The 11,929-nt window shown below is 62.0% G+C and carries 12 protein-coding genes; 9 read left to right on the top strand and 3 right to left on the bottom strand.

The features are described from left to right. Window positions 1-128 precede the first annotated feature (128 nt). On the bottom strand, window positions 129-458 hold the full coding sequence (locus ACTOZL_RS07080) for a helix-turn-helix domain-containing protein (RefSeq protein ID WP_482477529.1): 330 nt from the start codon (window positions 456-458) through the stop codon (window positions 129-131). Between the two features lie 87 nt (window positions 459-545). Continuing rightward, complete coding sequence (locus tag ACTOZL_RS07085) at window positions 546-854, bottom strand: helix-turn-helix domain-containing protein (RefSeq protein WP_482477530.1); 309 nt, start codon at window positions 852-854, stop codon at window positions 546-548. A gap of 130 nt (window positions 855-984) precedes the next feature. On the opposite strand from ACTOZL_RS07085, the gene ACTOZL_RS07090 reads away from it, so the two are divergent. From ACTOZL_RS07090 to aroQ, 9 genes are all read left to right on the top strand, one after another. Then, a complete protein-coding gene (locus ACTOZL_RS07090; RefSeq protein WP_482477531.1) occupies window positions 985-1,983 on the top strand; it encodes a hypothetical protein in 999 nt (332 codons plus the stop codon). 287 nt (window positions 1,984-2,270) lie between these two features. Next, entirely contained in the window at window positions 2,271-3,278 is a 1,008-nt protein-coding gene (aroF, locus tag ACTOZL_RS07095; RefSeq protein ID WP_482477532.1) for a 3-deoxy-7-phosphoheptulonate synthase, read from the top strand. Continuing rightward, entirely contained in the window at window positions 3,275-4,111 is an 837-nt protein-coding gene (locus tag ACTOZL_RS07100; RefSeq protein ID WP_482477533.1) for a prephenate dehydrogenase, read from the top strand. Before aroF ends, ACTOZL_RS07100 begins: the two co-directional genes overlap by 4 nt. Next, window positions 4,108-5,163, top strand: coding sequence for a 3-dehydroquinate synthase (aroB, locus tag ACTOZL_RS07105; protein WP_482477535.1), 1,056 nt, complete (start codon window positions 4,108-4,110; stop codon window positions 5,161-5,163). The genes ACTOZL_RS07100 and aroB overlap by 4 nt, the downstream gene beginning before the upstream one ends. Continuing rightward, window positions 5,160-6,434: a 3-phosphoshikimate 1-carboxyvinyltransferase gene (aroA, locus tag ACTOZL_RS07110; RefSeq protein ID WP_482477536.1), complete on the top strand. Its 1,275-nt coding sequence runs from the start codon at window positions 5,160-5,162 to the stop codon at window positions 6,432-6,434. The genes aroB and aroA overlap by 4 nt, the downstream gene beginning before the upstream one ends. Window positions 6,435-6,606: 172 nt before the next feature. Next, window positions 6,607-7,707, top strand: a complete 1,101-nt coding sequence (aroC, locus tag ACTOZL_RS07115; RefSeq protein WP_482477537.1) for a chorismate synthase — start codon at window positions 6,607-6,609, stop codon at window positions 7,705-7,707. After that, window positions 7,704-8,849 carry a bifunctional chorismate mutase/prephenate dehydratase gene (locus ACTOZL_RS07120; RefSeq protein ID WP_482477538.1) on the top strand — a complete coding sequence of 382 codons (1,146 nt, stop codon included), beginning with the start codon at window positions 7,704-7,706 and terminating at the stop codon, window positions 8,847-8,849. The genes aroC and ACTOZL_RS07120 overlap by 4 nt, the downstream gene beginning before the upstream one ends. After that, entirely contained in the window at window positions 8,849-10,087 is a 1,239-nt protein-coding gene (locus ACTOZL_RS07125; RefSeq protein WP_482477539.1) for a shikimate kinase, read from the top strand. Before ACTOZL_RS07120 ends, ACTOZL_RS07125 begins: the two co-directional genes overlap by 1 nt. Continuing rightward, window positions 10,068-10,505: a type II 3-dehydroquinate dehydratase gene (gene aroQ / locus ACTOZL_RS07130; protein WP_482477541.1), complete on the top strand. Its 438-nt coding sequence runs from the start codon at window positions 10,068-10,070 to the stop codon at window positions 10,503-10,505. The genes ACTOZL_RS07125 and aroQ overlap by 20 nt, the downstream gene beginning before the upstream one ends. Window positions 10,506-10,577: 72 nt before the next feature. Here aroQ and ACTOZL_RS07135 read toward each other — a convergent pair whose 3' ends face one another. Further along, the gene (locus ACTOZL_RS07135; protein WP_482477542.1) at window positions 10,578-11,921 is read right to left on the bottom strand and encodes a DUF2812 domain-containing protein; all 1,344 of its coding nucleotides are present in this window, start codon (window positions 11,919-11,921) and stop codon (window positions 10,578-10,580) included. Between the last annotated feature and the right edge of the window lie 8 nt (window positions 11,922-11,929).

Consider the following 11,929-nt stretch of genomic DNA (forward strand, 5'->3'; position numbering starts at 1 on the left):
CGAACTACAGTTTCACGGTCTACTTCTTTTCCGCATGACCGGGAGCGGGCCACTTTTCCACTTGTTAATTTATTATACGAAACACATACAGGCATGTCAACCCCACAAAATACCAATTCAATATGTGGCTATTGTTTGAACGCTGAAAGAAAGTCCTCAATAATTCTTGATAAGGCATCTCTTTGTTTTGGCGTTAGTTGTTTGATTTCATCATATTCAGTCAGTGAACGTAATTTTGCAGACTCACCAAACAATAAATAATCAGTAGAAATAGAGAGACATTCACATAGTTTGATAATACTTTCTGGCCTCATAGCCTTGTGCCCATTCTCTGCCGCAGAAATCATCTTAATTGAAAGATTGCTTAAACTCGCTAACTGCTCTTGTGTATAACCTTTTGCTTTCCGCGCGGACACTAGCCGTTTCCCAATCTCTTCCAAAGTTTTATTTTTCATCATATCCCCCCATGGGACCATACTATTACTAAAAAGAAAAACTTTTAATCCCCCATGATGCCACTTGCACTCTCATGGTTCTATAATTTGCTAACAAATCGAAAGAAATGCATCCAAAATTTTATTAAAGGCCATGCGTTGTTCATGGGTAAGAGAACTTAAGATGTCGGAACGCAATACGTTCCCGGTCATAAAAAAAGAAATATCCATATCAAGAGCCTGGCAGATATTAACAATATTCTCAGGCCGAAGTGCTTTTTGCCCCTTTTCAGCAGAAAAAATAGTCTTTACAGATACCCCTGATAGCTCAGCCAATTTTTCTTGCGTTAAATGCATTTGTTCGCGTCGTTGAGCTAACCGGCTTCCCATTTCAACAAGAAGGATATCTTTTTCTATCACACAACCACCCCCATAGGGGAATAATAGCTTAATAATAGGGATTTTTTAACCCCTCATAGTAGACATACACCCCCTATAGGGGTATAATAGGAAAAACATTTTTATCGAGGAAACGAGTGGGGGTATCATGATGGCGATAGATAAAACGACAGGGAAAGGCTGTGCCTGGTGCATCGCATCAAGAGGCATCACCTTGGGGCTGATTGCCGAGGGCATTGTGAATCAAGTCATTGCCAAACGGCCTTATTATAAAAGCCACATTTTTCTCCAGGTGGTTCCCTACAGAGAGGATATTTATGTCAATCCCGCTTATGAAACCCCCGAGGGCGGCGGCGTACCGGAGGAAACATTCTGGGCCCCCTCCTTCCTTGACCGCGAGGCATGGGAACGGGCCATCCAAAAATTCCGGCTCTATCGGCCCCTGGACGAAAATGTAGTGCATTACCTGCTCCCGGAAATGGTGGACTATCTGCAAACCATTCCCGATACTGAGCTTGTCTCTATGACAAGGGATTTCCTGATAGAATATGGTGTCATCAACCAGCCCATCCGGCAGTACAATGGGGCAACCTATTATTTCAATGAGGATGAAATTTACTCCAAGGACAAGGCAAAGTTATTTCCCGTGGAGGGGCTCATAAAGTTTAACATATTCAAAATTACAGGTACAGGAACGTCATTTTTCAGCACCAGCGTCTGGCGCAAGGCAGCGACCCAATTTGAAGTGGGGATGACCCTGACGGAGTGCATTGAGATTTTCCTAAACACAGAGCTGACCTTCCAGCCCCCGCCGGAGCCGGCCCCCGTTGACCGGCTGGTACAGCGCATCGCCTTGCCGGTCTTTGAGCGTACCCCGGGGAACCAAAACGAAGCCACCTTTGACCGTATCCGCATTATGGTCAGCCTCCCCCGCTACCAGTTCGATTCCTGGAACGCCCTGCGGGATGCGGTGAAAAAGTACCAACAGGAAATCGTCCAGCGGGTGGTGCAAAAATTAGAGGGAAACCGCCAGTTCAAGGGATACGGCGTACCGGTCAACTTCCTCAAGCTCAGCAGCGTGACATTGCTGCGTGATTTTTCATTGGAGTTCATTTTTGAGTTGAAGGAGCCCCCTGCAAAAAACCCTTGACAACCCCACCAAAGCGTGCTACACTTTATCCGAATAAATCGAAAGGATGGCCCATTATGAAGCTGACCAGCGCCAACATGAACCGCTTCTTCGCCTACCGTTACTTTATCACCCACAAGGGAATAAGGTAATGGCAATTTGTGCTGGAATAATCCCATCGCTTTCTGTATTCATTTTTTGAACGCATACAAGCGCCACACAGATTCCGTTCTGTGCGGCGCTTTTTATATTTTCCCGCCGCCCAGGCAGAAGCGGCGCAAGATGCACCACGAAAGGAGTCAAACGCCATGATCGCAGTATTGAAAGCCAACGCCTCCCCCGAACGGGTGGAGCACCTCATCCACTGGCTCAAAGAGCAGGGCCTGGGGGTCCACGTCTCCCAAGGGGAGTTCCAGACCGTTTTGGGCCTCATCGGCAACACCGCCAAGGTGGACATGGAGATGATCCAGAGCCTGGACATCGTGGAGAGTGTCACCCGGGTCTCCGACCCCTTCAAGGCGGTAAACCGCCAGTTCCACCCAGACAGCTCCGAAATCCAGGCCGGGGCTGGGGCCATCGGCCGGGGCCACTTCGCCCTCATCGCCGGCCCCTGCTCCGTGGAGACCGAGGAGCAGATCATTTACGTGGCCCAGCAGGTCAAAGCCGCCGGGGCCCACTTCCTCCGGGGAGGCGCCTTCAAGCCCCGCACCTCCCCTTACGACTTCCAGGGCCTGGGGGCAGAGGGCATCCGCCTGCTCCTAGAGGCCAAAAAGGCCACGGGCCTGCCCATCGTCACCGAGCTCATGGACATCCGCAACCTGGACCTCTTCGAGGAGGTGGACGTCATCCAGGTGGGGGCCCGGAACACCCAGAACTTTGACATGCTCAAGGAGCTGGGCAAGACCAAGAAGCCCATCCTCCTAAAGCGGGGCCTGGCGGGGACCATCAAGGAGTTGCTCATGAGCGCGGAGTATATCATGGCCAACGGCAACGAGGATGTCATCCTCTGTGAGCGGGGCATCCGCACCTATGAGTCCACCTACACCCGCAACACCCTGGACCTCTCCGCCATTCCCGTGCTGAAAAAGCTCACCCACCTCCCGGTGGTGGTGGACCCCAGCCACGCCACCGGCCACGCGGACCTGGTAGAACCCATGGCCATGGCTGCCGTGGCCGCGGGGGCCGACGGGCTGATGATTGAAGTCCACAACGACCCGCCCCACGCCCTGTGCGACGGGGCCCAATCCCTGACCCCGGAGGCCTTTGCCGCCACGGCAAAGAAGCTCTTCCGCATCCGGGAGGCGATGGAGGGATGAGAGTTGGTATCATCGGTTTGGGCCTCATCGGCGGCTCCCTAGCCAAGGCCTACCGCCGGGACGAGGCTGTCACCGTCCTGGGCTGGGACGCAGACCACTCCATCACAGAGTTTGCCCAGATCGCCCAGGCCATCCACGGCCCCCTAGAGGACAAGGACCTCCCCGGCCTGGACCTGCTGCTCCTGGCCACCTACCCCGAAGCGGTGGTGGCGCACATGCGCCGCCTAGCCCCCCTGCTGGACAAGGGCACCATGGTCATCGACTGCGCCGGAACCAAGGAGAAGGTCTGCCGGGAGGTGTTCCCCCTAGCGGAGCAATACGGCCTCACCTTCCTGGGGGGCCACCCCATGGCGGGCACCCACTTCTCCGGCTTCAAGTACAGCCAGCCCGACCTCTTCGACGGGGCCCCCATGGTGCTGGTGCCCCCCACCTTCGACGACATCCGCCTCTTGGACCGGGCCAAAAAGCTCCTCTCCCCTGTGGGCTTTGGGCACATCTCCATTACCACCGCCCAGGCCCATGACCAGCGCATTGCCTTCACCTCCCAGATGGCCCATGTCATTTCCAACGCCTATATCAAGAGCCCCACCGCCCGGGAGCACAGCGGCTTCTCCGCCGGGAGCTACCGGGACCTGACCCGGGTGGCCTGGCTGAACCCCGCCATGTGGGCGGAGCTCTTTTTGGAAAACAAGGGCAACCTGCTCTTTGAGCTGGACACCCTCATGGCCAGCTTGAACCAGTACAAGGCCGCCCTGGAGGCCAGCGACTTCGACGCCCTGCGCCAGCTCTTGGAGGACGGGCGCAGGATCAAGGAGGAGGTGGACGGGGTATGACCACCGTAGACATCCGCGCCTCCCAGCCCTACCAGGTCCACATCGGCCCCGGCCTGCTGGACCAGGTGGGGGAGCGGGCCCGGTCTCTGTGGACAGGCCCCACCGCCGCTGTGGTCTCTGACAGCAACGTGGCCCCCCTCTACCTGTCCCGCTGCACCGCCAGCCTGGAAGCGGCGGGGTTCCGGGTGGTCCCCTTCGTGTTCCCCGCCGGGGAGGCCTCCAAAAACGGCCAGACCTATCTGGCGCTGTTGGAGTGCTTGGCCGAGCATCACATCACCCGCGCCGACGGTCTGGTGGCCCTGGGCGGGGGCGTGGTGGGGGATTTGACCGGCTTTGCCGCCGCAACCTTCCTCCGGGGCGTGGCCTTTTTGCAGCTCCCCACCACCCTCCTGGCGGCGGTGGACGCCTCTGTGGGGGGCAAGACCGCCATCGACCTGCACCACGGCAAGAACCTGGCGGGGGCCTTTTACCAGCCCAAAGCCGTCCTCTGTGACCCCAGCGTCCTGGACACCCTCCCCCCGGCGGACTTCGCCGACGGCTGCGCCGAGGTCATCAAGTACGGCATGATCGGGGACCCGGCGCTGTTGGATATCCTAGAGGCCCCCGGCCCTCTGGACGTGGAGACCGTCATTGCCCGCTGCGTGGAGCAGAAGGGCCGCCTGGTGGAGGCCGACGAGTTCGACACCGGGGCGCGGCAGCTTTTGAACCTGGGCCACACCATCGGCCACGGCGTGGAGGCGTGCAGCGGCTATGCCATCTCCCACGGCAAGGCTGTGGCCATCGGCATGGTGCTCATCACCCGGGCGGCCGTCCACTTCGGCCTCTGTCCGGCGGCGGTGCTGCCCAGGCTCCAAGCCCTGCTGGAAGCCTACCGGCTCCCCCAGTCCACAGAATACAGCGCCCAGGCGCTTTACACCAAAACACTGTCCGACAAGAAGCGCAGCGGGGATGCCCTCAGCCTGGTGGTCCCCACCGCCTGGGGGGAGAGCCGCCTCCATAGCGTCCCCGTGGCCTCGCTTCTGTCCTGGATTGAAAAGGGGTTGCAAGCATGACCGTTACCATCCATCCCGGACAGGCGGCGGGGACCCTCCCCGCCATCCCCTCCAAGTCCGCCGCCCACCGGCTGCTGATCTGCGCCGCCCTGGCGGACCAACCCACCACCCTGGCCTGTCCCCAGAGCTCCCAGGACATCGACGCCACCGCCGCCTGTCTGACGGCCCTGGGGGCGGACATCCAGCGGGAGGCGGCGGGCTTCCACGTCACCCCCGTGAACCGGGCAGCCGCCCCCAGGGACTGCCTGCTTCCCTGTGGGGAGAGCGGCTCCACCCTCCGTTTCCTTCTGCCGGTGGCGGGGGCCCTGGGGGTACGGGCCAGCTTCCTGTTGCAGGGGCGGCTGGGCCAACGGCCTATGGAACCCCTGGTGGGTCAGCTTCAGGCCCAGGGCTGTAGGATTGAACAGACGCCGGAGCGCTTGACCATCTCCGGGCAGCTACAGCCGGGGCAGTTTACCCTGCCGGGGGATGTATCCTCCCAGTTCATCTCCGGCCTGCTGCTGGCCCTGCCCCTGCTGGGGGCGGAGAGCCGGTTGTCCGTCACCGGGACTGTGGAGTCCGCCGGATACATCGCCATGACCCTCCGGGCCCTGTCCGCCTTCGGCCTGACCCCGGAACAGAAGGCCTGGCACTTCACTCTCCCCCCCCAGGGCTTCCACAGCCCCGGCACCGCCCCCGTGGAGGGGGACTGGTCCAACGCCGCCCCCTGGCTGTGCATGGGGGTGCTGGCCGGGACCGGGGTGGCCCTCACCGGGCTGGACCCCGATTCCCTACAGGGGGACCGGGGGGTGTGCCAGGTGCTGGACGCCATGGGCGGGGGCATCCGCTGGGCCGGCGGCACCGTCCAAGCCAGCCCCGCCCCCCTGCACCCTGTGGAGATTGACGCCCGGAACATCCCCGACCTGGTGCCGGTGCTTGCCGCCACCGCCGCCCTGATCCCCGGGGAGACCCGCATCCTCCACGCCGCCCGGCTGCGCCTCAAGGAGTCCGACCGCCTCACCACCACCGCCCAGACCCTGAACGCCCTGGGAGGCCAGGTGCGGGAGACAGAGGACGGGCTGGTGATCCAGGGCAAGCCCAGCCTCCCCGGGGGCCAGGTAGACGCCCAGGGGGACCACCGCATTGCCATGGCGGCGGCGGTGGCCTCGGCAGGGTGTACCGGCTCTGTCACCGTCACCGGGGCCCAGGCGGTGGAGAAATCCTACCCCGGCTTTTGGCGGGATTTGGAGGCCTTGGGCCGCCAGGTGCAGCTTGGGGACAGCCCGGCATAAGCCGGAGGCCCCCACCGCCCAAGCCTGCCCCCCGGTTCTCCGCCGCAAATCCCTCCTTTTCCCCCAAATATGCGCCCCGCCCCTTGACGTGCCGCACAATATCCTTTATCATATACCATATTGAATCCTATATCTTGACACTTCCCGCCAGGATATTGCACCAGGAGAAACTATGAGCAGTACCTATCACGGTCAGCTGACCGTTTCCATATTCGGCCAATCCCACGGCAGCGCCATCGGCGTGACCCTGGACGGCCTCCCCCCCGGCGAGGCGGTGGACTTGGACTCCCTCCAAGCCTTCCTGAACCGCCGGGCCCCAGGCCAAGGGGACTGGTCCACCCCCCGGAAGGAGGCGGACCGGCCTGAAATCCTCTCCGGCCTCTTGGAGGGCAGGACCTGCGGGGCCCCCCTCACCGCCATCATCCGCAACACAAACACCCGCTCCGGGGACTATGCCAACCTAAAAGACCTGCCCCGCCCTGGCCACGCCGACTACACCGCCCAAATCAAGTACGGCGGCTTCCAGGACAGCGCCGGGGGCGGCCACTTCTCCGGCCGCCTCACCGCCCCCCTGTGCATCGCCGGGGGGATCTGCCGCCAGCTCCTGGCACGCCGGGGCATCACTGTGGGGGCCCACATCGCCGCCATTGGCGGCGTCCAGGACAGCCCCTTTGACCCCGTCCACCTGAGCCAGGCGGCCCTATTGGCCCCCGGTGAAGCCCCCTTCCCCGTGGTGGACCCCAGCGCGGGGACAGCGATGCAGGCCCAGATTGCAGAGGCCAAGGCAGCGGGGGACTCCCTGGGCGGCGTCATAGAATGCGCCGTCCTAGGCCTGCCCCCAGGCCTGGGGGACCCCATGCTGGACGGCATGGAAAACCGCATCGCCCGGCTGGTGTTCGCCATCCCGGCGGTGAAGGGTGTCGAGTTTGGGGCGGGCTTCCAGTCCGCCGCCCTCCGGGGCAGCGAGAACAACGACCCCTTCTGCCTGGTGGACGGCCAGGTGCGCACAAAAACCAACCACGCCGGGGGCATTCTCGGGGGCATCACCAACGGGATGCCCCTGGTGTTCCGGGCCGCGGTGAAGCCCACCCCCTCCATTGCCCAGGCCCAGGACAGCGTCAGCCTGAGCCGCCGGGAGGAGGCCAGGTTGGCGGTCAAGGGCCGCCACGACCCCTGCGTCGTCCCCAGGGCTGTGCCCTGTGTGGAGGCCGCCGCCGCCATCGCCGTATATGACGCCCTGCTAGAGCAGGAAATGAGGAGAGTACAACCATGACATTAGAAGAACTGAGAAAAGAAATCGACGTGGTCGATGACGTCTTATTAAAAGCCTTCCAAGACCGTATGTCCCTGGTGGCCCAGGTGAGCCAGGCCAAGCAGGCCAACGACCTGCCGGTGCTGGACGTGTCCCGGGAGCGGGCCAAGCTGGAGGATGTATCCGGCAAGCTCCCCCCGGAGCTCCAACAGTACGGCTACTTCCTCTGGTCCATGCTCTTTGAGCTCAGCCGCAGCTACCAGAGCACCTTGAACCCCACCCCCTCCCCCCTGCGCCGGGAGATTCAGGAGGCCATGGAGAACACCCCCCAGCTCTTCCCCCCCCGGGCCAGCGTGGCCTGCCAGGGCGTGGAGGGGGCCTATTCCCAGCTGGCCTGCGACAAGCTCTTCCAGCGGCCCCAGGTGATGTACTTTGGCAGCTTTGAGAGCGTCTTTGCCGCCATTGAGAACGGCTTTTGCGACTACGGCGTGCTGCCCCTGGAAAACAGCACCGCCGGCTCTGTGAACCAGGTCTACGACCTGATGCTGAACCGCAACTTCAAAATCGTCCGCTCCACCCGGCTGAAGGTGGACCACAACCTCCTGGCCAAGCGGGGCACCAAGTTGGAGGACATCAAGGAGATTTTCTCCCACCCCCAGGCCATCAGCCAGTGCAGCGCCTTTTTGGAAAAGCTGGGCAAGGGCGTGAAGGTCACCCCCTGCGAGAACACCGCCGCCGCCGCCCAGGCTGTGGCGGAGTCCAGCCGGGACGACGTGGCCGCCATCTGCTCCCACAACTGCATCTCCCTCTACGCCCTGGAACGCCTGGCCGCGGACATCCAGGACCGGGGGGACAACTACACCCGCTTCATCTGCATTTCCAAAAAGCTACAGATCTTCCCCGGTGCGGACAAGACCAGCCTCATGGTCTCCCTGCCCCACCGGCCCGGCTCCCTCTACCAGGTCCTGTCCCGCTTCTATGCCCTGGGGCTGAACCTCATCAAGTTGGAGAGCCGTCTCATCCCCGGCCGGGACTTTGAATTCATGTTCTATTTCGATTTGGAGACCTCTGTGTACTCCGAAGAGTTCATCCGCATGGTGGACGACCTGTCCTCCATCTGCGAGGACTTCCAATATTTAGGCAGCTACAGCGAGGTGGTTTGATGCAGCGGCGCTACGGACTGTTGGGGGAAAAACTGAGCCACAGCTATTCCCCTGAACTTCATGCCCTTTTTGGCGATTATAGCTACGAGCTCTTTGAGATCGCCCCCGGGGACCTGGGGGACTTCCTCCGGGCCCGGAACTTCTATGGGCTCAACGTGACCATTCCCTACAAGACCACGGTGATGGCAGTGTGTGACCAGCTCAGCGAGGCCGCGGAGGCCATCGGCAGCGTGAACACCGTGGTGAAGCGTCCCGACGGCAGCCTCTACGGCGACAACACCGACGCCGCCGGATTTGAAGGCATGGTGTGGAAGAGCCGTATCCCCATCCGGGACCGGAAGTGCCTGGTCCTGGGCTCCGGGGGGGCCAGCCTGTCGGTGCAATACGTGCTGGAAAAGCAGGGGGCCAAAGAGATCGTGGTGGTCTCCCGCTCTGGGGCCAACAACTACGGCAACCTGGACCGGCACCGGGACGCCCAGGTAATCGTCAACACCACCCCCGTGGGGATGTACCCCAACACCTCCGCCGCCCTCATCGACTTAAGGAAATTCCCCCAATGCCAGGGGGTCCTGGACCTGATTTACAACCCCGCCCGCACCGTCCTCCTCCAACAGGCGGAGGCCTTGGACATCCCCCACCTGGGGGGGATGTTCATGCTGGTGGAGCAGGCCCGTTACGCCGCCCAGATTTTCACCGGCTCCACCTTCCCCTCTATCCGGGCAGAGGGGGCCTATCACACCCTCTGCCACCGGAAGGAGAACCGGGTCCTCATCGGCATGCCCGGCTGCGGCAAGAGCACCATCGGCCGGGAGCTGGCCAAGCTCCTGGACCACCCCTTCATTGACTGCGACCAGAAATTAGAGGAGCATTTTGGGGTGTCCTGCGCGGACTTCATCAACCGCCAGGGGGAGGCCGCTTTCCGGGCCGAGGAAACCGCCCTCCTGTCCGTCCTGGGGAAGGAATCGGGGCTGGTGATCTCCACCGGGGGCGGCTGCGTCACCCGGGGGGAGAACTATCCCCTGCTCCACCAGAACGGCACCATCATTTTCCTGGAACGGGAGCTGTCCAAGCTGCCCAAGAAGGGCCGTCCCCTGTCCCTCCGGGGCAACTTGCAGGATATGTACACCATGCGCCTGCCCAAGTACCGCCGCTTCGCGGACCTGATTGTCCCCAACGACGCGGACCCGGTGCAGGTGGCCAAGAACGTGGAGGCGGCTTATGAAGATTTTCGTCCTTAACGGGCCCAACCTGAACCTTTTGGGGGTCCGGGAGCCGGCGCTCTACGGCAAGCAGGACTACGCGGCCCTGACCGCCCTGGTGGAGGACACCTGCCGCCAGGAGGGCATTGCGGTGGAGCTGTTCCAGTCCAACCACGAGGGGGCCCTGGTGGATAAAATCCAGTCGGCCCTAGGCCAGGCGGATGGCATTGTCATCAACCCCGCCGCCTACACCCACACCAGCGTGGCCATCCTGGATGCCCTAAAGGCCGTGGCCCTGCCTGCGGTGGAGGTCCATATTTCCGATGTATCCCAGCGGGAGGACTTCCGCCAGGTCTCCTATGCCGGGATGGCCTGCATCAAAACCTTCATGGGCCTGGGATTGGAGGGTTACCGGCAGGCAATTTTGTACCTGAAGGACCACCTGGCGGGGAAGTGACCGCCAGACAATGCAACGCGCCCCCTGGGCAGGACAGCCCCGCCGCTGTCCCGCCCAGGGGGCGTGTCGTATTTATAGCTGAATCCCACCCAGCCGTTCCCCCACCAGGGCCATCTGCTCCTCACTGGGGGGCCAGGCAAAGGAGATATCCACCAGCACGCCGGGGTAACACAGCAGGTAGCGCTGGGTCCCCTGGGCTGCCTCAGCCTCCTCCACCAGCCGGTAGGCCCGCTGGGCCCCCCAGGGTTCGGCGGGGCTCTCCTCCCGATACTTCCACTGGCGGTGCGGCTCCCAATCGCTGGCCAAAACCCGCTCACTCAGGCCGTAAAAGCCGGGGAGCTTGGGGGCCACCAGACGATAGCGCAGGCTGGTAACATCCACGTCCTGGCGCACCCCCGCAAAGTTGACGTGGAGCTTTCCATAAATATAGCTTCCCAGGAAAAGGGATTCCTGCCCCCAACAGAGGTCACCCCATGCCTCGTCCTGCTCATTGGGTTCCATAAGCTCCCCCACCGCCAGGGGCGGCGCATTCAGCCAGTGGTCCACGGTGGTGCGTTCCAGGCCAAACAAGTCGCTGCCCCCCGTTAGGGCCCCCGCCATCAGCCCCACGTACAGCACCAGGCCCCAGACGATGGACTGGTTGGTCTCCGCCATGGTCCCCCGATCCCGGAGGATTTGCCGCAGGCAAAGGGCTACCGTCACCCCCACCAGGCACAACACCGTCTCTATCCACTCATTGGGGGAATCGGTGGCCACCCAGACCAGGAGGCCAGCCAGGAGCACCACCGCAACAGCCCTCTGGGGGAGCCGATGGCTTTTCGTCTCCAAAAACCCCCCCTTCTCCGCCGCCTGTACAGCGGCGGCGTGCCAGGAGAGATAGCGCCACAGCTCCGCCGCCCCCAGCGGAACCGCCAACAGGCCCACCAGGGTGAAAAACAGGGACCGTCCGCTGGAAAGCAGTGCCAAGGGGTCCTGGAATGCCTCGGCAACGCCGGTGAGCAGGAGGAACAGCGCTCCAATCAGAACCACCGCCCTACACCAAAGGACCCGCTTCATGGAGCGGTGGACGGTCTCCACCGCCAGGGTTGGGTCCGTCTCTAAGGGAATCGGGCTACCCTGGTCGTTGGAAAATATCTGCATCTGGGCAGAGGCCGCCACCAGGGTCCAGCCAGTGTGGGCGCACAGGTCGTAAAACTGCGCCAGCTCCTCTGGGGGGCCGGGGTCGTATCGGGTGGCCTTGGGGTAGTAGGTCACGGCGAAGTGCCGCCGCCGGGGCGGGACGCGCCGGTAATGCCAGGCAAAGGCACCGATCTTTTCCAGCATCCACCCCTTTTCCGCCATCCGTTCCAGATGGCGCGCTATGCCGCTGTGGTCGTAAAAGGCAAAGTGCTCGATTCTACACTTGGTCTCTCTCATGGTGTCTC

It is taken from the genome of Evtepia sp. (genome assembly GCF_056797215.1).